At 73.9% G+C, this 19,658-nt stretch carries 16 protein-coding genes and 1 tRNA gene; 10 read left to right on the top strand and 7 right to left on the bottom strand.

The window, feature by feature from the left end:
- Positions 1–17: 17 nt before the first annotated feature.
- A complete protein-coding gene (locus ACIRQ7_RS28290; RefSeq protein ID WP_404265471.1) occupies positions 18–1,223 on the bottom strand; it encodes a glycoside hydrolase family 26 protein in 1,206 nt (401 codons plus the stop codon).
- Between the two features lie 179 nt (positions 1,224–1,402).
- On the opposite strand from ACIRQ7_RS28290, the gene ACIRQ7_RS28285 reads away from it, so the two are divergent.
- Entirely contained in the window at positions 1,403–2,689 is a 1,287-nt protein-coding gene (locus tag ACIRQ7_RS28285) for an ATP-grasp domain-containing protein (protein WP_404265470.1), read from the top strand.
- A gap of 61 nt (positions 2,690–2,750) precedes the next feature.
- Positions 2,751–4,025, top strand: a complete 1,275-nt coding sequence (locus ACIRQ7_RS28280; RefSeq protein WP_401469821.1) for an NAD(P)-binding domain-containing protein — start codon at positions 2,751–2,753, stop codon at positions 4,023–4,025.
- An 88-nt stretch (positions 4,026–4,113) separates the two neighbouring features.
- On the opposite strand, the gene ACIRQ7_RS28275 is transcribed toward ACIRQ7_RS28280, so the two are convergent.
- A complete protein-coding gene (locus tag ACIRQ7_RS28275; RefSeq protein ID WP_404265469.1) occupies positions 4,114–4,584 on the bottom strand; it encodes a hypothetical protein in 471 nt (156 codons plus the stop codon).
- A 270-nt stretch (positions 4,585–4,854) separates the two neighbouring features.
- On the opposite strand from ACIRQ7_RS28275, the gene ACIRQ7_RS28270 reads away from it, so the two are divergent.
- Positions 4,855–6,300 (top strand): tetratricopeptide repeat protein, encoded by a 1,446-nt coding sequence (locus ACIRQ7_RS28270; protein ID WP_404265468.1) that lies wholly within the window; start codon positions 4,855–4,857, stop codon positions 6,298–6,300.
- A gap of 36 nt (positions 6,301–6,336) precedes the next feature.
- Here ACIRQ7_RS28270 and ACIRQ7_RS28265 read toward each other — a convergent pair whose 3' ends face one another.
- The gene (locus ACIRQ7_RS28265; RefSeq protein WP_404265466.1) at positions 6,337–6,930 is read right to left on the bottom strand and encodes a histidine phosphatase family protein; all 594 of its coding nucleotides are present in this window, start codon (positions 6,928–6,930) and stop codon (positions 6,337–6,339) included.
- A gap of 201 nt (positions 6,931–7,131) precedes the next feature.
- On the opposite strand from ACIRQ7_RS28265, the gene ACIRQ7_RS28260 reads away from it, so the two are divergent.
- The 6 genes from ACIRQ7_RS28260 to ACIRQ7_RS28235 all read left to right on the top strand — a co-directional run bounded on the left by ACIRQ7_RS28260 (position 7,132) and on the right by ACIRQ7_RS28235 (position 12,799).
- Positions 7,132–8,433 (top strand): hypothetical protein, encoded by a 1,302-nt coding sequence (locus ACIRQ7_RS28260; RefSeq protein WP_404265465.1) that lies wholly within the window; start codon positions 7,132–7,134, stop codon positions 8,431–8,433.
- A complete protein-coding gene (locus tag ACIRQ7_RS28255) occupies positions 8,424–9,980 on the top strand; it encodes a hypothetical protein (RefSeq protein ID WP_404265464.1) in 1,557 nt (518 codons plus the stop codon). Before ACIRQ7_RS28260 ends, ACIRQ7_RS28255 begins: the two co-directional genes overlap by 10 nt.
- A 73-nt stretch (positions 9,981–10,053) precedes the next feature.
- Positions 10,054–11,409 (top strand): AAA domain-containing protein, encoded by a 1,356-nt coding sequence (locus tag ACIRQ7_RS28250; protein WP_404265462.1) that lies wholly within the window; start codon positions 10,054–10,056, stop codon positions 11,407–11,409.
- 92 nt (positions 11,410–11,501) lie between these two features.
- Positions 11,502–11,885 carry a hypothetical protein gene (locus tag ACIRQ7_RS28245; RefSeq protein ID WP_401469800.1) on the top strand — a complete coding sequence of 128 codons (384 nt, stop codon included), beginning with the start codon at positions 11,502–11,504 and terminating at the stop codon, positions 11,883–11,885.
- A 172-nt stretch (positions 11,886–12,057) separates the two neighbouring features.
- Positions 12,058–12,669, top strand: coding sequence for a bifunctional DNA primase/polymerase (locus ACIRQ7_RS28240; RefSeq protein WP_401469797.1), 612 nt, complete (start codon positions 12,058–12,060; stop codon positions 12,667–12,669).
- Between the two features lie 56 nt (positions 12,670–12,725).
- Positions 12,726–12,799, top strand: a tRNA-Lys gene (locus tag ACIRQ7_RS28235).
- Between the two features lie 92 nt (positions 12,800–12,891).
- Here ACIRQ7_RS28235 and ACIRQ7_RS28230 read toward each other — a convergent pair.
- Positions 12,892–14,091: a M6 family metalloprotease domain-containing protein gene (locus tag ACIRQ7_RS28230; protein WP_404265461.1), complete on the bottom strand. Its 1,200-nt coding sequence runs from the start codon at positions 14,089–14,091 to the stop codon at positions 12,892–12,894.
- Positions 14,092–14,425: 334 nt separating this feature from the next.
- Between ACIRQ7_RS28230 and ACIRQ7_RS28225 the strand changes: the two genes are divergently transcribed.
- A complete protein-coding gene (locus tag ACIRQ7_RS28225) occupies positions 14,426–16,315 on the top strand; it encodes a putative bifunctional diguanylate cyclase/phosphodiesterase (RefSeq protein ID WP_404265460.1) in 1,890 nt (629 codons plus the stop codon).
- 168 nt (positions 16,316–16,483) lie between these two features.
- On the opposite strand, the gene ACIRQ7_RS28220 is transcribed toward ACIRQ7_RS28225, so the two are convergent.
- The 3 genes from ACIRQ7_RS28220 to ACIRQ7_RS28210 form a co-directional block, all read right to left on the bottom strand.
- On the bottom strand, positions 16,484–17,608 hold the full coding sequence (locus ACIRQ7_RS28220) for an LLM class flavin-dependent oxidoreductase (protein ID WP_404265627.1): 1,125 nt from the start codon (positions 17,606–17,608) through the stop codon (positions 16,484–16,486).
- 123 nt (positions 17,609–17,731) lie between these two features.
- The gene (locus tag ACIRQ7_RS28215; RefSeq protein ID WP_404265459.1) at positions 17,732–18,466 is read right to left on the bottom strand and encodes a decarboxylase; all 735 of its coding nucleotides are present in this window, start codon (positions 18,464–18,466) and stop codon (positions 17,732–17,734) included.
- Positions 18,467–18,580: 114 nt separating this feature from the next.
- Positions 18,581–19,498: a decarboxylase gene (locus ACIRQ7_RS28210; protein ID WP_404265458.1), complete on the bottom strand. Its 918-nt coding sequence runs from the start codon at positions 19,496–19,498 to the stop codon at positions 18,581–18,583.
- Positions 19,499–19,658: the final 160 nt, after the last annotated feature.

Genomic DNA, 19,658 nt, shown 5'->3' with positions numbered 1-19,658 from the left:
CGGCCGACGGGGCCGCCCTAGTCGCCCCGGCCCAGCAGCCGCTGCAGCAGACCGAGCCGGATACACACCTTCCGCACGCCGAACCAGTTCTCGAGGTACCGGCCCAGGTCGACGTAGAGGCAGTTGTCCCGCCGGGCCGGCGCGGGCGGCCGCGGGGGCTGGGGTGGGGTGGGCGTCGCGGGGGCGCTCGGGGCCGTCGGGGAGTCCGGCAGGTCGTAGAGGGCGTGCCGGAAGACCCGGGAGGCCTGCGGGTTCTCCCGGCACCGCCAGACGCCGTGCGGACAGTAGTCGGTGATCGTCTGGTAGAGCGGTTTGTGGGCGGCCATCCAGTTCAGCATGCGCCGCACGAATTCGGGGTTGTCGCCGTTGCGGAACAGACCCCATTCCGGGTACGAGATGCGCTTTTTGTGCTGCGCCGCAAAATCGACCTGTTTCTGAAGGCCGTAGGGCTGCCGGATCATTTCGTCGAACGTCTCACCGGGCGGCTGGTCGTAGGAATCCATGCCGATGATGTCGACGGCGCTGTCACCGGGGTAGCACTTGGTCCATCCGACGGCGTCCTCCCCGCGGGACGGCGCGAAATCGAAGCGGAATTTCTGCCCCGGCACCGACCGCATGGCGATGACAATGCGGTTCCAGTACGCCTGCCAGGCTTTCGGGTCGGGCCCGCAGCGGTGGGTGTAGGTGGTCCCGTTCATCTCCCAGCCGAGGACGATGACGGTGTCCGGCACGCCCTCCTCGACGAGGTTCCACGCCAGCCTTCGGAAATGCTCGTCGAAGGCGCCGGACGCGGCCCGCAGGAGCAGCCGGCGCACCTCGGCGTCCGGCACTCCCTCCTCGTTGCGCTCCATCATCGGAACGTTCAGCACGAACATGCGGTCGGTGGCGGCGCGCCGCCACTGGGCCCACGGCCGGAGGAAGCCGGGCTCCCCCTCGATCCTGGACCAGTGGTCGCCCGGCAGGTAGGTGTGGCCGACCCGGACGTTGGTGCCGCCGAGCCAGCGCTGCAGGGCGGCCAGCCGCCGCACACCGTCGGCGCCGGATCCGACGAAGGCTCCCAGCGGCGCGTCGGGCGCCGTGGCGGTGACGGCGTTGCGCCCGTCCTCGGCGGGCTGCTCGGCGGACTCCGGGACGGGCAGGGACACGAGGCCGCCGGCAGCGAGCAGGCAGACGGCAACCGCCCCGGCCCAGGCACCCCTCGCCCTCCGCTTTCGCTGGGACATGGTGACTCCTTCGAGGGCGCCACGTCTCCGGACGGTTCGGCGCGCTGATCTCATGACGGTAATCAAGAATTCTTCTTCATGGGCCGACCGGACGCCTTCTGATAGCCCATTAGCGAATTCCGTCCCCCACACGGTCCATCGGCCCCCGTACCGGCTCATCGAAGTGAAGGACACCGCTCATGCCATCGTTCGACACCGATGTGCCGGTACTTCTGCTCCGGCTCGACCCCAACCCTTTTCACCACGGCACCCTGGGCGCGGTGAGATCACTGGGCCGGGCGGGAATCGAGGTGCATGCCGCGGTCGTGTCGGCACGCGGCCCGGTGGGCCGTTCGCGATTTCTGCACCGGTCGTACGACATTCCGGCCGGGCCGGTGGCGGACGACACCCTGCTGGAATTGCTGCTGGATATCTCCGACCGCATCGGCAGACCGGCCGCGCTGATTCCCATGGACGACCGTGGCGCGATCGCCGCGGCCCGGCTCGCCGGCCGGCTGCTGGGCCGGTTCCTGCTCCCCGCCCAGCCCGCCGGTCTGCCGGAACGGGTCGCCGACAAGGCCGAACTGGCCCGGCTGTGCCGGGAGCTGGATCTGCCGCACCCGGAGACCGCCATCCCGGGCAGCGCTGAGCAGGCCGCCGAGGCCGCCGTGGAGCTCGGTCTGCCGGCCGTCGCGAAGTGGAGCCGCCCGTGGCTGCTGACGCCGTCGGCCGGGCTGCGCAGCACCACCCTGGTGCGCACCCCCGACGACGCGCGCCGGCTCTACGAGCTGACCGACCGGGCCGGCAGCGCGCTGCTGTTGCAGCGCCGGCTCCCGGGCGGACCGGACACCGACTGGTTCTTCCACGGCTGCTTCACGCACGGCGGCCGGTGCCTGATCGGCGGCTCGGGCCGCAAGGAGCGTGCCTGGCCGCTGCGGACCGGGCTGACGGCGGTCGGCCGCTGGCTGCCGAACCCGGAGGTGGAGCGGGCCGCGCTGCGGCTGGCCGGGCATCTGGGCTACCGCGGCATCCTCGACCTCGACTTCCGGCGGGACACCGAGGGCCGCTACCACCTGCTCGATTTCAACCCGCGCCCCGGCGCGCAGTTCCGGCTGTTCACCGACCCGTCGGGGCTCGATGTGGTCCGCGCCCTGCACCTGGACCTGACCGGCCGTACGGTGCCCGGCCCGCGCAGCTCACCGGGCCGGCTGTTCCGCGCCGAGAACTACGCGCTGCTGTCGGCGGTGGCCGCGGCGTTCTCCGAATGGCCGCCGGCCGGCCCGCTCACCGTACGGGCCGGCCGGCCCGGGGTGGAGCGGGCCTGGTTCGCGGCCGACGATCCGCTGCCGTTCCTCGCGATGACCGGGTCGTGGTTGCGCAGCGGCGCCCGCAAGGGCGCGCACCGGATGCGCGGCGCGGCCCCGGCCGTCCCGCAGCCTGCCCGCCCGGCGCCCGCGCACCGCCTCGGCGCACCCCAACAGCCCTGACCGCTCCGTACGACGACACGACAAGCCCGATGAGAACGACGAGAAAGAGCAGGAGACTTCCATGTACGACCTCGTGGTGGTGGGCGCCGGCCCGTATGGACTCTCGATCGCCGCGCATGCGGCGGCGGCCGGGCTGAGCCTGCGGGTCCTGGGCCGGCCGATGGCCTCCTGGCGCGACAACATGCCCGGCGGCATGTTCCTCAAGTCCGAGCCGTGGTCCTCCAATCTGTCCGCCCCGACGGGCGCGCACACCCTGGCCGACTACTGCGCCTCGCGCGGCGTGACCGTCCAGCACGGCGTCCCGCTGCCCATCGGCACCTTCACCGCGTACGGCCGGTGGTTCGGGGAGACGGCCGTACCGCAGGTCGAGGAGGTCACGGTCACCGCCGTGCGCCCGGAGGCGGGCACCTTCCGGGTCGAGACGGACACCGGCGAGATCATCGCGGCCCGGACCGTGGCGCTCGCCATCGGCGTGCTCCCGTTCGTCCACCGCCCCGGTCCGCTGCGCGGCCTGCCCGCCCAGCTCGCCTCGCACAGCAGCGATCACCACGACCTGAGCGGCTTCGCGGGCCGGGACGTCACCGTGATCGGCTCCGGACAGGCCGCCCTGGAAACCGCGACACTGCTCGCCGAACAGGGCGCCCGCGCCCGCATCGTGGCCCGCGCCGGCCGGCTGAACTGGAACACGCCGCCGCAAGGGCTGGAGCGCAGCCGTCTGCGGGCACTGCGCGATCCGCACTGCGGCCTGGGCACCGGCTGGCCGAGCTGGGTCTGGTCGGAGATGCCCTGGGCGGTACGCCGGCTGCCCGGCGCGACCCGGGTGCACATCGCGCAGACGGCGCTGGGCCCGGCCGGCGCCTGGTGGCTGCGGGACCGTTTCGAGCCCGCCGTCCCCGTGCAGCTGGGGCACCACATCCGGGCCGCGGCCGCCCGCGACGGCGGGGTGCGGCTCACTCTCGCCGACACGGACGGCGGCACCGCGACCCTGGACACCGAGCACGTCGTGGCCGCCACCGGCTTCACACCCGACCTGGGCCGGCTTCCGCTGCTCGACCCCCAGCTGGGCGGCACGCTGCGTACGGTCGGCGGCAGCCGGGCCCCCGAGCTGAGCGCCGGCTTCGAATCGTCCTGGCCGGGCCTGTTCTTCGCGGGGCTGCTGACCGCCCCGGCCTTCGGCCCGTCGATGCGCTTCGTCTACGGCGCGTCCTTCACCGCGGGCCGGCTGCTGCGCGGCGTACAGCGCAGGCTGGGTGACCGCGGCCGCGGCATCACCATCCCGCGCCCCGCCGGGGACAGCGCACCGGCCGCGGCACAGGGGGCGGCGGGCCCCCGCTGACCCACCCCGTCCCGCACCGCAGCTCTCACGGCACGCACCAGGGCCGCCCGGCATCCGGCCGGGCGGCCCTGGTGCGTGCGCGAACGCCTCACTGGCAGCGGTCGACGGCCTCGATCGTGCGGGCCGCCTCGCCGAGCGCCGCGCGCAGCACCACCGGGTCGGTGGCGGCGGCGAACGCGCCGTCCGGCGGCACCAGCCAGCCGCTGCCCGTCACCGGCGGCTCCATCGCGGCCCCGTCGCCCCCGCACACCGCGGCGAGCACGCCGCCCCGCCCGTAGGTCTGCGTACACGCGCTGCCGGGCAGATCCCATCCGGCGGCCGTGCCCGGGGGCACCAGGAAACCGAGGGTGTGGCAGGCGCCGTCGTGCAGGACCGGGCCGACGCCGTCCCGCAGCCGCAGGATGTCGACGGCCTCCAGGCCCTGCCGGGCCGGCACCGTGACCAGATCACAGGGCTGCGCGGGCTCCGGCGGCGCGACCGGGCCGGGGGCGGGCAGATACCCCGACGCCGCCGGACGTCCGACGGCCCGGCCGATGGACTCCTTGACGCCCCTGCTCACGCCGGTCTCCCACACGGAAACCCCTCCTCATCCACGCGCCGCACCCTTACACCGGGTTCAACGGCGCGGGACGTCAACAGCTACGGAGGCGTAACGCTGCAAAGGATGGCAGTTCATGGCAGATCGTGGCTGAGATATCCGTTTTGTGGCCAAACTCTGTGTGCCGGTCCCGTTACAGCCGGTACGGTCGTCCCCGCCGCACCGCCAGGATGCGGCATCGCCACAAGATGGCACGGCGAGGGCACGGAAAGGGCACCGAGAAAGGCAGCCATGACGTCGCCACCAGCGAAATCAGCGTCGTCCCGCACCGTACCCGCCCGCCCGAACACCGCTTTCCGACAGCTGCGCGGCCGGCTGTCACCGGGCGAGTTCGCGGCGGCGGTCCGGCGGTCCGCCCGTGAGATCGGCGAGCAGGTCTCGTGCGACGCCCGCTATGTGGGACGCGTCGAGTCCGGGGAGATCCGGTGCCCGAACTACGCCTACGAACGGGTGTTCCGGCACATGTTCCCCGGGCTGACGCTGCCCGACATGGGATTCGCGCCGCGCGAAACGGTACGCGGACGGGGGGCGCGTACGGCGGCGGTCAGCGCCGCGCCCCTGGCAACCGACCCCGACCACCGCGATACCCGTATCCAGACCCGCGAGGAGAGCGACGTGCTGCGTCGCGCGTTCATCACCGGCGGCCCGGCAGCCGCCCTGGGCCTTGCCGCCCTGTACCCCCTTGATACCGCCGACACCCCCGCCGCCGTCCCCGGCCCGCGCAGACCCGCCGGCGGCCGGGCCGGCGCATCCGAGGCCAGCGCCCTCGAGGAAGCGGTGCGCCGGATCCGGCTGCTGGACGACCGGCACGGCGCGGAGGGCATCTACCGCCGCGCCGCCCAGCCGCTGCGGGCCGCCTACGACCTGCTGGACTCCGGCGTCCAGCGCCGCGCCGTCTGTGACCGGCTGCACTCCGGCGCGGGCGAACTCGCCATCTCCGTCGGCTGGTTGGCGCACGACTCGGGTCACTTCGACGACGCCCGCTCGCACTACGCCGAAGCGCTTGCCACCGCCCGGGTCAGCGACGACCCGGCCCTGGAAGCACACGCCTTCTGCAACACCTCCTTCCTCGCCCGCGACGCCGGGCGCCCGCGCGAGGCGGTGCGCGCCGCCCAGGCCGCGCAGCAGGCCGCCCGGCAGCTCGCCTCGCCGCGGCTGCTGTCGCTGCTGTCGCTGCGCGAGGCGGGCGGCTGGGCGGGGCTCGCGGACCGCAGCGGCTGTGAGCGGGCCCTGCTGCGGGCGCAACGGCTCTTCGCGGGCGGGCCGAGCGACAACGACCCGGAGTGGATGACCTTCTACGGCGAGGCGGAGCTGGCGGGGCTGGAGGCGCAGTGCTGGTCGGCCCTGGGTGAGGGGCAGCGCGCGGCGGAGCACGCGCGCCGGGCGGTGGCGCTGCAGGATCCGCACTTCACCCGCAATATCGCGCTGTTCACCGCGGAGTTGGCGGGCGATCTCGCGGCCGGCGGGGCGCCCGACGAGGCCGCGGCGGCCGGGGACCGGGTGCTGAAGCTGCTGGAGCAGGTCCGCTCGGCCCGGATCCGCACCATGCTCGACCGCACGGCACGCATGCTGTCGCCGCACCGCGCCTCCGCCCCCGTCGCCGGCTTCCTGGACCGGCACGCGGCCTCGGCGGCGGCCGACGACGGCGGGGGCCGGCGGCCGGGCCCCGCGGACTGACGGCGGGGCCGCCGCCCGGCCCTGCCCGCCCGCCGCTCAGCCCAGGTGGCCGGTGTCGTTCCAGCGCTCGATCGCCGGTTCCCCGTACGCCCAGCCCAGCACCGACAGGGACGTCGGCTCCAGGCGGATGCGGGCGCCGAAGGAGATGTCCAGGCCCAGCCAGCGGGCCCCCAGGGCGCGCAGGATGTGGCCGTGCGCGAAGACCAGGACATCGTGGTCGGCCGAGCGCGCCCGGTCGACGACCTCGTCGGCGCGCGCCGAGACCTCCGCGAGCGTCTCGCCCTCGGGGACACCGTCGCGCCAGATCAGCCAGTCGGGCCGGCCCGCCTTGATCTCGGCCGGCGTCAGGCCCTCGTAGGCGCCGTAGTCGACCTCCATCAGCGCGTCCCAGTCCTGCGCCCGGTCGCCGAAGCCGGCCAGCTCGCAGGTCTCCTTCGCGCGCACCAGGGGGCTGGTGAGGACCTCGACGTCCGGCAGGCCGTTCCAGGGGGTGCGGTGCAGCCGCTCGCCGAGCAGCTTGGCGCCGCGCCGGCCCTCGTCCAGCAGCGGAATGTCCGTACGGCCGGTGTGCCTGCCGGAAAGGGACCACTCCGTCTGCCCGTGCCTGGCCAGGAGAATGCGCGCTGCCATGCGTCGTACCTCTCGCCGAATGTCTCGGCTGCTCGTCGCGTGTTGTTCGGTGCGGACGGCGGCGCGGGTGGGGGCCGGCGGACCGCGGGGCGACCATCATCGCGCATCGGCCGTTTTGTCCGTGACGGGGGACGGGCGTACGCGTCCGCCGGTCCGCGGGCGCGCCCCCGTGTGTCAGTGGCGGATGCGAGACTTCCCCAGGTGAACGTTTCCCGCGACAGTCGACCCGCGTCGGCCGCTGTGCCGGACACTCCGGCCCAGGGGCGGCCGACGGCGGCACCGAGCCTGCGGCAGCGGCTCACCGAGCTGCGTGGTGCCGGGGTCCGGCCGCGCTCGCTGGACGCCCGCGCGCTCGCCGCACTGGCCGCCAACCCGGGCTGCCGGCGCCGCGCGCTGCTGGACGGGGCGGGCGTCGACAAGGGGGCACTGGCCCAGGCGCTCGGCTCGCCGGCGGCCTACGGCCAGTCCCAGTTCGCGCTCGTGCGGGGCAACGCCTTCGAGGCCCGGGTCAAGTCCGACGGCGGCGCGGACCTGCTGCGGCTGCTGCACGACCGCCTGGAGCCGGGCACCCCCGCGCCCGAGGGCGAGCAGGTCGCGACGCCCGATCTGTCCGCCGCCGGCCCCGAGGGTCGCGCGGCCCGCACGGCGCTGGCGCTGCGCGAGGCCGCCGAGACCGGGGGCTGGGCGCTCCTGGACCATCCGATGCTGGTGCTCGAAGTGGCGGGATCACCCGCCTATCTGGAGCCGGACGCGGTGGTGGTGCAGCCGGACGGCAGCTGGACGGTCGTCGAGATCAAGTCCTTCCCGATGATCGACGGCTCGGCCGACGCCCCCAAGGTGGGCGCCGCGGCCCGCCAGGCGGCGGTGTACGTCCTCGCGCTGGAGAAGGTCGCCGGGCAGGTGGCCGCCCGGACCGGGCGCGAGGCCCGGGTGCGGGAGCGGGTACTGCTGGTCTGCCCGAAGGACTTCTCCAACCTCCCCACCGCCGCGGCCGTCGATGTCCGTAAACAACTCGCCACGACCCGGCGGCAGTTGACCCGGCTGACCCGGGTCGAGGAGATCGCCGCGGCGCTCCCGCCGGAGACCACCTTCGATCTGCGCCTGGCGGACGACGGCCGGACGGCGACCCGCCCGCCCGAGGAGCTGACGCAGGCCGTGGAGGCGGTCGACGCGGCGTACGCCCCGGAGTGCCTGGCCGCCTGTGAGCTGGCCTTCCACTGCCGCAAACGCTCCCGTGACGACGGTGCGGTGGAGGCACTGGGGCGCGGGGTGCGGGGCGAGTTGGGCGGCCTGCGCACCATCGGGGACGTCCTCGCGGCGGCCGGGGGCGTACCGGATCCGGACGCCCCCGATGACGCGGGCGGCGCCGCCCGCACCGACGACGGCCCGCACCCCGACGACCCGGCCGTTCTCACGCTGCGGCGGGCGGCCGCGCTGCGCGCCGAGGCACTGGCCCGCACCGTCCCGGCTACGCAGGGGCAGAAGGAGCCGGAATGTCACTGATCGAGACGCTGGCCCGGATGGAGGCGGCGGCGGACGGCCGCGCCCGCCCGCTGTCCACGGTCCGCCACCGCCATCTGTCCGAACGCCCGCTGGTCCTCGTCCCGTTGACGACCGCCGGCGAGGCCGGCGCGCCGCTGGGCGCGATGGTCGGCACGGACCGCGAGAAGCCGGTGCTGCTGGCCGTGCCGCAGCCCCGGGACCGCACCCTCCGGTTCGCGTTCCTCGCCGATCTGGCCGAGTCGGTGCTGCCGTATCTCGACGGCTTCGCCGACACCGTCGAGTGGGAGGAGCGCAAGGAGACCGACCCGGAGACCGGCAAGAAGGTCCCGGTACAGGTCGAACTGTGCGCGGATGCACCCCAGTTGATCGTTCCGAGCGGCGCCGGTATCGACTTCGTCCGGCTGCTGGGCCGTTCGATGCGGTTCCGGCGGACGGCCGAGCAGGATCCGGAGACGCCCCATCCCGCGCCGCCGCATGTCCCGCTCCTGGGCCGCTGGTTCACCCACTTCGGTGAGCGGGCCCAGGTTCCGGGCGCCAGTCTGCTGCTGTCCATGACCGGGCTGCTGACCCGCCACTGGGCGACCGGCCAGAGCGCGCTGGAGGACCAGCACCTGGGCGCCCTGCTCGGCTGGATCGCCCCGCCGCCGGGCCTCTCGGGCCGGGCGGCGGCCGAGCGCGCCGAATCGGCGCGCGACGCCGACGGGCAGCTGAGGTGCCCGCCGGCCGGTCCCGCCACCGACCCGGCGTTCGACAACCGCCTGCTGGCGCCCGCGATGGCGCGCCACCACGCGGGCGTGCCCGGCGCCGAGGACGAGATCCGCGCCCTGGTGGAGGGCCTGATGCGGCCCACCTGGGACGCGGTGTGGCAGGGCATCGACCTGCTGCGCGAGCTCCCCGAGGGCGCCCGGGTCACCGACCGCTGGAAGCGCGACCGCTGGTCCTACACCGCCCACCGCGACCGGCTGCGCGCCGGCGAGCCGCCGCAGCCCAAGCGGGACGACGCCATCACCGCCGCCCGGAAACTGTCCTCGCGCGAGGCCGCGCAGGCCCAACTGGACGCGCAGGAGGCCCTGGACGACCCGCTGGTGATGGCGGCGCGCAGGTTGGCGGGCGAGGCGCTGACGGGCGTCGTCACGGAGGTCGAGATGGCCTTCTCCGAGGGCAGGCGCCCGATGCCGCGCCCGCTGGTGACGCTCCGCACCCCCGACACTCCGCATCTGGCCGAGCGCGCCAAGCTCTACCGCCCGCTGGCCGACGGCCGGACCCAGACCGCCGAATTCGTGGCGTACGCGCCGCAGGACACGGGCACGCTGGTGGTGCGGCTGACGGGCGGGATGGGCCGCGGAAAGGAGCCGGAGCCCGGTTCGGTGCCGGAGCCGGACGACGCGGTGTGCTGGACGCTCTTCGAGCACGCGCCGCGCGGCGGCCCGGAGCTGCCGGACCCCGAGGACACGCCCTGGACGCATGGCGGGCCCCCGTCGGCCGACGCCGGTGCGGGCGCGCCCCAAGACACCCCCGACCCCGTGACCGCGGAGGACTTCCTGTGACCGCCACCCGGCCCCCGGGCACACCCGGCCCCGCCCACGCCGCCTTTGCCGACTCGCCGGAGGGCCGTGCGGCATGACGGCGGTTCACCTCCCCCGCGACCGTTCCTTCGACCCCGGGGCCGCGGCCGGCGCGGCGACCGACGCGATCCTGCACGACACCCTGCACGGCAGCCGGCGCGGCGTCGTCGTGGACTCGCCGCCCGGCGCCGGCAAGTCCACCCTCGTGGTCCGCGCGGCGCGTGAACTCGCCGCCGCCGGGCGCCCGTTGATGGTCGTCGCGCAGACCAACGCGCAGGTCGACGATCTGGTGCTGCGGATCGCGGCGAAAGACCCCGAGCTGCCCGTCGGCCGGCTGCACAGCAGCGAGCCCGGCGCGTTCGATCCGGCGCTGGCCGAGCTGCCCTCGGTCCGGACGTCCGCGAAGGCCGCCGATCTGGCGGGCCTGGACATCGTCGTCTCGACGGCCGCGAAGTGGGCCTACACCAAGGTCGATACGCCGTGGCAGCACGCCATCGTGGACGAGGCCTACCAAATGCGCTCGGATGCGCTGCTGAGTGTCGCCGGGCTCTTCGAGCGGGCGCTGTTCGTCGGCGACCCGGGCCAGCTGGATCCGTTCAGCGTGGTCGGCGGCGAGCAGTGGGCCGGGCTGTCCTACGACCCGTCGTCGAGCGCGGTGTCCACCCTCCTGGCGCACAATCCCGATCTCCCGCAGCACCGCCTGCCGGTGTCCTGGCGGCTGCCGGCCTCCGCCGCGCCGCTGGTGTCCGCCGCGTTCTACCCGTACACCCCGTTCCGCAGCGGCACCGGCCACGGCGACCGCCGGCTGGCGTTCGGGGTGCCGGGGGACGGGTCGGGCGTGGACCGGGTCCTGGACGAGGCCGCCGAGTCCGGCTGGGGCCTGCTCGAACTCCCCGCCCGGCACACTCCGCGTACGGACCCGGAGGCGGTGCGCGCGGTGGCGCTCACCGTCCGCCGGCTGCTGGACCGCGGCGGTGCCGCCACCAGCGAGAGCTCTCCGGATCCGGAGCCGCTGACGGCCGCCAGGATCGCGGTCGGCACGGCCCATCGCGACCAGGCGGCGGCGGTCCGCGCGGCGCTGGGCGAGCTGGGCGTGACGGGCGTCGCGGTGGACACCGCCAACCGCCTCCAGGGCCGCGAGTTCGATGTCACGGTCGTGCTGCATCCGCTGTCCGGCCGCCCCGACGCGACCGCCTTCCACCTGGAGACCGGCCGGCTGTGCGTGCTCGCCTCGCGCCACCGGCACGCCTGCATCGTGGTGTGCCGGGCGGGGGTCGCCGAGCTGCTGGACGAGCACCCCTCGACGGAGCCGGTGCGGCTCGGTGTCACGGTCAAGTTCCCGGACGGCTGGGAGGCCAACCACTCGGTCCTGGCCCATCTGAACGAGCATCGCGTCGCCTGGCGCCCGTAGGGGGCCGCACAGCCCGCCCGGCCGGCTGTCCGCAGGCCCCCTTGCGTGGCGCGGGACAATGGAATGCGGCACACGATCCTGGAGGTACGTACATGTCCGAGCCGCGACCGGCTTCTGACCCCCGCGGTACGGCGCCCGGACCCCGGCGCAGGAAGCCCGCGCCGCTGCTCTTCGAGCCGCCCGAGGCCGTCTCCGACCCCGAGCACTTCTTCGACCTGGACACGATCGACGATCCGCGGCGGCTGCTCGGCCGGGCCACGGAGCTGGCGCTCGCCTTCCAGGCGGCGGCCGACCGTGCGACGGAGTTCCAGGCGATGGCGGCGGCGCAGCTGGCCGACCCCAAGCGGTTCGACCGGCTGCCGATGGCGGTGCTCGCGGAGCGCGCGGGCTGGTCCGAGGACTACGCCCAGAAGATGGTCGAGTTCGGTCGCGGTCTGATGAGAGACGGCGGCACGCACCTCGGCGACGGCGACTGAGCACCCGTTCCCGTACGCACCATCCGCACCACCCGCCTCAGGACGGCTCATGGGACACCACCATGAGCCGTTGGCATATGCGGGCCGCGGAAGATACCCCTTACCGGTCCGCCCTGTCCCGGATTCACCCAATCCCCGGAAGCCGTACGCCGTGAATCGGTAGACCTGTCCCATGAGCGACTGGCTGCCCGACACTCCCCGGACCCTTGCCTTCCCGACCGCGGCGTACGTCACCCTGGCCGGCGCCGACTGGCTCGCCTCCGCCAGCCCCCACCCGCGCAGCGTCCACACCCTGTGGGCGTCCCGGCCGACCGCCCCGAGCGTGCTGCCGTGCGGCCGGGCCTTCGACGTGATCAACGCCCCGGCGCTCTTCGGCCGCCGGATGGTGGACCAGCTCTGGTCCGCGGGGCCCGGCTCGGGCCCGGTGGCGGCGCACCGCGGGCGGATCCTGCTGTTCGCCGCCCCCGGTACCGCTCAGCGGCTGCCCGCGCTGCTGGACTGGGAGGAGTGGGTCACCGCCGTCCCGCCGCTGCTCTGCCACGGAACCGGTGACGCGGTGACCGTCCCGCCGCTGTACCCCGACCGCGCGGGCGGGGCTCCCGGCGCGGCCGATGACGGCTCCCCGGCCGCCTCCCGCTGGCTGGTCGCCCCGGATGTCCGGCGCCCGTGGCTGCCCGGACCCGATGTCCTGCTCTGGGCGTGCGTCCGGGCCGCCCGCACGGTGGACGCCGCGGACGCCGGTCCCGCCGCACGTCAGCCCGCTGCGGCGCTGTCCTCGGGCTGATCCTTATCGATTTTTGCCCTCCTCGGTCAGGGTGCTAATGTTTCCCCCGTCAGCAGGCGCCGCTAGCTCAGTTGGTTAGAGCAGCTGACTCTTAATCAGCGGGTCCGGGGTTCGAGTCCCTGGCGGCGCACAGACAGTCGAAGGCCCTCACCACGGTGAGGGCCTTCGTCGTTGTCCGGGCGCGGTGGCGTCCGGCGGGTGGTGTCCGGGCGGGCCTCCGGATCAGTCGCGCCCCACCTTGACGCTCCAGTCGCCGTCGGCCGTCCGCCCGGTGACCTGGATCCGTACGCCGTCCTCGGGGTCGGCCAGGCTCTCCCCCACACCCAGCGGCGCGTCCGCGAGCGGCGGGTAGACGGAGGTGCCCCAGCAGGCCGCGCCGGCAGGGTGTCCGTCGAGGACCTGGACGGGGCCCGAGCCGGAGGCGGTCGCGCTGTGCACGCGGTAGGCCAGGACGCCTTCCTTGCACACCGACCGGTCGTTGCCGATGGCACCGCGTGCCTCGATGGCGAGGGCGCTGTCCTTGCCGGTGCGCACCACCAGCAGCCTCGGCCGGCGCGCGTCGCCCGGCTCCTTCGGGGCGGACAGGGTGCGCAGCGTGTGCAGGGTGGAGCCGGTCAGCTCGGCGCAGTCGACCTGGTTGTCGCCCAGCCAGCCGAGCTTCCACTTGTGCCAGGCGAAGGGGTCGGGGGCGAGCCCGAACTGGCTGCCCATGAGGTCCCAGTCGCCGACGTAGGTGTCCCAGTCGCCCTTGCCGTCCTGCGGGCGGTGGTAGAGGTCCGGGAGGTCGAAGACATGGCCCGTCTCGTGGGCGAGGACGTTGCGGTCCGGGGGGCTCTGCTCGAAGACGGTGACGAAGCGGCGCAGGTCGGCGTTGTCGGCCTGCATCGGCTGGTCGAGGTTGACGACCTTGGTGGCGTCGGAGTCGACGCCGGGCGCGTCCGGGTCGGCGACGAAATAGACCATGTCGTAGCGGCTGAAGTCGACCGAGTCGTCGGCGGCCGCGACCGCGTCGTGCAGGTAGGCCGAGCGGTGACCGGCGTCCCAGTCGCGCCGTATCCCGTACGAGGTGGAGGTGTGCGGCATCCGCACCCACTTCTTCTGGATGTGCGGGCGCAGCCGGAACTTTCCGTAGGAGGCGCGGTCGAAGAAGCGGGAGGTGGCGGGGAAGTAGTCCTTGGCCAGTTCCCCCGGGTCGGCGACCGGCCGGGAGTCGGGGAAGGACAGGAAGACCATCACCGCGTCGAGGCCGCGGTCGGGCCGCGGATAGGTGCTGTTCCAGGTGTCGACGCCTTCGGAGTGGTGGGCGTCGGTGCGGCCGAGCGCGCAGGAGAGGGAGGCTTCGGAGGCGGTGGCGGGCCCGGCGACGATGGACGTGGCGATGAGTGCGCTCAGGGAGGTGGCGACGGCTGCGACGCGCCGCATGGGACGGCGGTCCACCCCGTCGGGTGGCTGGGCGCGCGGCACATCGACCTCCAGGGACGGATTCGGGACACCCCTCCTACCCTGTGGCGATTTAACGCTGTTCGTCCTGTTCCGGAGGCCCAGACGAGTGACCGGCGCGCCACCCTCGACCCGTAACGGAACGTCACAAACGACCAAAGCGGCATTCTGCGCGAACAGAGCCGGACAGAAATGGCTGAAGTTCCGTCACACGTGCCGGTCATCACGGCTGCGTCGCTGGATCGGCCGTCGCGCCAGCCTCTATGATCGCCACACTTTCCAGCGCGGTATCCCCCTCCATCACGAGACAAGCGCCATGCGGGAGCGAGCAGTGAGCGGACACCCCGACAGCACGGGCCGCACGCCCGGAGCGACGCTTCCCTCAGTAACGGAGCGTGACGGTACGACCAAAGGATCCGGCGGCGGCCACCGCACCCCCGCAGCGCCCCGAGAGCGGCCCGCGACCTGCGACGACACCGCCGCCTCGCTCGGCGACTACCGCGCCGCATTCCACGCCGGCCGCCTCCCGATGGCCGTGCTCAACCGCGACGGACTCGTCCTCGCCGCCAACCCCGCCTTCGGTGAACTGGTCGGCACCGACCCCGGCGAGCTGGTCGCCGCCACCGCCGCCGACCTCACCGACCTCGGCGCCGACCCACGCGTGTGGACCGCCTACCGCGAGGTGCTGTGCGGCCGCAGCGACCGGCTGCGCTGCACCCGCCGCCTCAAGCACGCCGACGGCCACTCCGTCTGGGTGGAGGTGACCGTCGAGCCGCTGGCGGGCGAGGAGCGGATGCTGCTGTCGGTCAGCGACATCAGCGACCGGCACGACCTGCTGGCCCGGCTGCGGCACCTCCAGATGCACGACCCGGTGACCCGGCTGCCGAACCGCGCCCTGTTCTTCGAACGGCTCGCGCACGCCCTGGAGAGCGCCGCCTTCGAGCCGGCGGGCACCGGACGGATCGGTCTGTGCTACCTCGACCTGGACGGCTTCAAGGCCGTCAACGACACCCTCGGACACCGCGTCGGCGACCGGCTGCTGAGCGCGGTGGCACAACGGCTGACGCGCTGCGCCGACGGTGCCGCGGACCGCGGCACCGGCCGGGCCGGGCATCTGGTGGCGCGCCTGGGCGGCGACGAGTTCGCCCTTCTGGTGGAGGACTCCACCGGCACCGACCAGCTGTCCGAGCTGGCCCAGAGCGTGCTGGACGCGCTCCAGCGGCCGTTCGACCTGGCCGGGCAGCGGCTGTCGGTGTCGGCGAGCATCGGTGTCGTGGAGCGGGCCGCGACCGGCACCACGGCGACCGGCCTGATGCAGGCCGCCGACACGACGCTGTACTGGGCCAAGGAGGACGGCAAGGCCCGCTGGACGCTCTTCGACCCGGAGCGCAACGCGCACCGGATGACCCGGCAGGCGCTGTCGAGCACCCTGCGGCCCGCGGTGGACCGCGGCGAATTCACTCTTGAGTACCAACCGCTGGTCGGTTTGGGCGACGGCCGTGCGGAGGGGGTGGAGGCGCTGGTGCGCTGGCGCCACCCGCAGTTCGGGACGTTGTCGCCGAATCGGTTCATCGCCCTGGCCGAGGAGAACGGCGCGATCGTCGAACTGGGCCGCTGGGTCCTGGAACGCGCCTGCCATCAGGCGCGCGCCTGGCAGCTGGCGCACCCCGCCGGCCGGCCGCTGTTCGTCAGCGTCAACGTGGCCGTCCGTCAGGTGTGGGACTCCGACCTGGTCGCCGACGTCGCCGGGATCCTCGCCGAGACGGGACTGCCGCCCCACCTGCTCCAGCTGGAGCTGACCGAGTCCGCGGTGATGGGCTCGGCGGGCCGCCCGCTCCAGGCCCTGCAGGCACTCAGCGACATGGGCGTACGGATCGCCATCGACGACTTCGGCACCGGCTACTCCAACCTCGCCTACCTCAGCCGCCTCCCGGTGTCCGTGCTGAAACTGGACGGGTCCTTCGTCCGCGGATTCCGCTCGCAGGAGCATCCCAACCCCGCGGACGAGGTGATCGTGGAGGCGCTGGTCGCGCTGGCACACCGGCTCGGGCTCACCGTCACGGCGGAGTGCGTGGAGAGCGCCGAACAGGCCGAACGGCTGCGCCGGATCGGCTGTGACACCGGCCAGGGCTGGCTCTACTCCCGGCCGGTGGCCCCCGACCGCGTCGAGGCCCTGCTCGACGCCGGACGGCGCACGGGCAGCTGACCGCGCCCCGTCGGCGCCCTCCGCGCGCCCGCGCACGGAAGCCCGGGTGGGGCGGCCGACGTACGGGCCGCGACCGGGAACGACCCGGAGGTCGTCACCCTGCGCCTCCCCGCGCTCGGCCGCGGCCCGTGCGACAGCCGCCCCACCCCCGCCCCCGTCAGGTCTCCGTCACGCCTGCGGCAGGCCGTAGGCGTCGGCGATGAGTTCGTACGAGCGCAGCCGGGCCGGGCCGCCGTGGGCGTTGGCGGTGATCATCAGTTCGTCGGCGCCGGTGCGCTTGGCGAGGTCGTCCAGGCCCTGGCGAACGGTGTCCGGGGTGCCGTGGATGACGTTGCCGAGCCAGCTGTCGACGAAGTCGCGCTCCATTTCGCTGAAGCGGTACGCCTCGGCCTCCTCCGGGCTGGGGACCAGGCCGGGGCGGCCGGTGCGCAGCCGGATCATGGACAGCGCGCCGGTGAGGACCTGGCGGCGGGCCTCCTGCTCGTCCTCGGTGGCGAGCGCGGCGACGCCGATCAGGGCGTACGGCTCGGACAGCACCTCGGAGGGGCGGAAGGACGCGCGGTAGAGGTCGAGGGCGGGGACGGTGTTGGCCGCGGAGAAGTGGTGCGCGAAGGCGAACGGCAGGCCCAGCGAACCGGCGAGCTGGGCGCTGAAGCCGGAGGAGCCCAGCAGCCACAGCGGGGGGCGGTGCGCGGACTGCACACCGCCGGGCGAGGTGGCCTGGACCGGTCCGGGCACCGCGTGGATCTTGGCGTACGGGTGGCCGTCGGGGAAGGTGTCGTCGAGGAAGCGGGTCAACTCGGCCAATTGCTGCGGGAATTCGTCGGCGCCCTCATGGAGGCGCTCGGTCCTGCGCAGCGCGGCCGCGGTGGCGCCGTCGGTGCCGGGCGCGCGGCCCAGGCCCAGGTCGACGCGGCCGGGGGCCATCGCCTCCAGCGTCCCGAACTGTTCGGCGATGACCAGCGGGGCGTGGTTGGGCAGCATGACGCCGCCGGAGCCGAGGCGGATGCGGTCGGTGTGCGCGGCGAGGTGGGCGAGCAGCACCGCCGGGGAGGAGGAGGCGACGCCGGGCATGGAGTGGTGTTCGGCGACCCAGTAACGGTGGAAGCCGCGGCGTTCGGCGGTGCGGGCGATGTCGACCGCGGTCCGCACCGCGCCGGCCGCGGTGTTCCCGGCGCCGACCGTCACGAGGTCCAGCACGGACAGCGGGACGGGGGCGGTGCCCCTGGTGGTGCCGCGGATCTCGTCCCGCCCGGCCGGGGGCCTCTCGCCGGTGCCCCGGTTCTCGTCCATCTCGCCGCTCACGTGCGGGTCCTCCTCGCGTCGCTGGTCTGCGAGGAGGACAACCGGAGCACTTCTCCGCTTATTCCCGGCCCGGCTGGGAATCCGCGAATCCGCCGGACGGCCGTCAGGCGGTCAGCGCCGCCCCGCCCGGGAGAAGAGCGTGCCCAGGACCGGGCAGGCGATCTCCCGGTCGATCAGCCGCAGGCCCTCCCAGGCCGTGACCTGATTGGCGGTGAGGACCGGCTTGCCGAGCTCCGCTTCGAGCGCGGGAAGGTGCTCGGCGGTGTGCAGCGCGGTATCGGGCAGCAGCACCGCCTCCGCGTCGGGGTGATCACCGGCCCTGGCCATCGCCAGTACCTCCTCGCGCCCCCAGGTGCCGACCTCGGCCGCGGTGATGATGCCGCTGCCGCGCGTCGAGACGACCTCCGTACCGGCGGACTTGAGGAACGCGTGGAAGCGCTCGGCGACGTCGTCGGGGTAGGTGGCGGCGATCGCCACCCGGCTTGCGCCGAGCGCCTGGATGGCGTGCGCGAAGGCGAAGGACGTACTGGAGGCGGGCAGGCCGGCGGTGGCCGACAGCTCCCGCACCTGTTCGTGGGCGCCTTCCCAGCCGAACACGAAGCTGGCGCTGGTGCAGGCCCAGACCACGGCTTCGGCGCCGCGGCTCTTGAGCTCGGCGACGCCGGCGGCGAGCCGCGCGGCGGAGCCCATCTCCAGCAGCGCGTCCACCCGGTGGGCGTCCTCGCCGATGTCGGTGTGCACGAGCGGAAGCTCGACGGCGGCCCCACCGGCGCCGAGCAGCGCTTCGAGCCGGGGGTAGTCGTCCTCGGCGGAGTGGCCGGGGTAGAGGAAGCCGACAGAAGCCATGCAGATCTCCCTTGGGCGTACGGGTGCAGGTGCGGTGGTGCGTGTGCGGTGGTGCGGGTGGGCGCTGCCGGCGAGGAGCCGCCGGCAGCGCGGGCGGGCAGGGGCGGACCGGCCTCAGACCGGGGGCTGGGGCCCCGCGTCCTCGGGCAGATAGGGCGGCGGATCACCGTCGCCCACCTCGCCGTCGGGTGCGACCGGACTGCCGGCGAAGGCGGCAGCGGGAGCCGCGGGTGCCGCCCGCGGTCCGGCTTCCGGCTCACCGGTCCCCGACCCGGACATCGCGGCGGGGCCGCGCCGCGCCACCGGGTCGAGCAGTGCCTGATACGGGCCCACCGCCTGCACGCCGATGGCGCGCAGCGCGGCCCACATCGTGACCTGGTTGGCGGAGAGTACGGGCATCCGCAGCTCGGCCTCCAGCTGCGGGATGACGTCGTACGTGGGCAGGTTCGTACAGCTGATGAAGAGGGCGTCGGCCGACCCGACGACCGCGGTACGAGCCATGTCGACGACGTCCCGGTACGGCACCTTCCAGATGTGCCGGGTCAGTCCGAGGTAGGCGCGGCCGGTGACCGTGATGCCCGCCTCGCCGAGATAGTCCTCCAGTGAGTCGGTGACCGACTTGGTGTACGGGGTCACGACGGCGATGCGTCGCGCCCCGATCTCGCGCAGCGCCTCGATGAGGGCTCCCGAGGTGGTGAGGGAGGGCACCTCCCCCGCCTGGGCCATGGCGGCGCACATGGCCCGTTCGCCCGCCACGCCGCCGACGAAGCTGCCCGAGGTGCAGGCGTAGGAGATGACCTGCGGGGAAACCGCCCATAGAGCCTGGACGGCGGCGTGCAGGGTTTCGTGCTCACTGACCAGACGGGCCAGGTCGAGGCTGACCTCGACGGGCACAAAAGGAGTTCGGGTGAGGTGGAGGGACACATCGTCGGGTACCCAGCGCCACAGCTCGCGATCGAGTGCGAAGTCGAAGGGCGCGACCACGCCCACTCCGAGCTGGGGCTGAGGGCCCCCGAGAAAAGAGACGTCCATTTATTGCCCCTAGAAGAACGAAGGGCTGGAATGGCCAGGCCAGTGGCCGAGGATGTGGTGCAGCCGGTACAAGCCGGGACGTCGGGACAGAGCCGTTGTTGACACGGTAGATACGAATTCTTAGCGTGGTCAATCCTCGCATCTCAGGCATCTGTCGGCG

The organism is Streptomyces sp. NPDC101393, from assembly GCF_044767385.1.
In the GTDB taxonomy this organism is placed as follows: Bacteria; Actinomycetota; Actinomycetes; order Streptomycetales; family Streptomycetaceae; genus Streptomyces.
This window is presented reverse-complemented; position numbering and strand designations above follow the sequence as displayed.

Bases quoted from the DNA above. Each gene is read 5' to 3' on its own strand.
- ACIRQ7_RS28225 (WP_404265460.1), top strand. From the start codon at position 14,426: ATGCGGGAGCGAGCAGTGAGCGGACACCCCGACAGCACGGGCCGCACG.
- ACIRQ7_RS28215 (WP_404265459.1), bottom strand. From the start codon at position 18,466: ATGGCTTCTGTCGGCTTCCTCTACCCCGGCCACTCCGCCGAGGACGAC.
- ACIRQ7_RS28255 (WP_404265464.1), top strand. From the start codon at position 8,424: ATGTCACTGATCGAGACGCTGGCCCGGATGGAGGCGGCGGCGGACGGC.
- ACIRQ7_RS28250 (WP_404265462.1), top strand. From the start codon at position 10,054: ATGACGGCGGTTCACCTCCCCCGCGACCGTTCCTTCGACCCCGGGGCC.
- ACIRQ7_RS28280 (WP_401469821.1), top strand. From the start codon at position 2,751: ATGTACGACCTCGTGGTGGTGGGCGCCGGCCCGTATGGACTCTCGATC.
- ACIRQ7_RS28230 (WP_404265461.1), bottom strand. From the start codon at position 14,091: ATGCGGCGCGTCGCAGCCGTCGCCACCTCCCTGAGCGCACTCATCGCC.
- ACIRQ7_RS28270 (WP_404265468.1), top strand. From the start codon at position 4,855: ATGACGTCGCCACCAGCGAAATCAGCGTCGTCCCGCACCGTACCCGCC.
- ACIRQ7_RS28245 (WP_401469800.1), top strand. From the start codon at position 11,502: ATGTCCGAGCCGCGACCGGCTTCTGACCCCCGCGGTACGGCGCCCGGA.
- ACIRQ7_RS28265 (WP_404265466.1), bottom strand. From the start codon at position 6,930: ATGGCAGCGCGCATTCTCCTGGCCAGGCACGGGCAGACGGAGTGGTCC.
- ACIRQ7_RS28220 (WP_404265627.1), bottom strand. From the start codon at position 17,608: ATGGACGAGAACCGGGGCACCGGCGAGAGGCCCCCGGCCGGGCGGGAC.
- ACIRQ7_RS28210 (WP_404265458.1), bottom strand. From the start codon at position 19,498: ATGGACGTCTCTTTTCTCGGGGGCCCTCAGCCCCAGCTCGGAGTGGGC.
- ACIRQ7_RS28290 (WP_404265471.1), bottom strand. From the start codon at position 1,223: ATGTCCCAGCGAAAGCGGAGGGCGAGGGGTGCCTGGGCCGGGGCGGTT.
- ACIRQ7_RS28240 (WP_401469797.1), top strand. From the start codon at position 12,058: ATGAGCGACTGGCTGCCCGACACTCCCCGGACCCTTGCCTTCCCGACC.
- ACIRQ7_RS28285 (WP_404265470.1), top strand. From the start codon at position 1,403: ATGCCATCGTTCGACACCGATGTGCCGGTACTTCTGCTCCGGCTCGAC.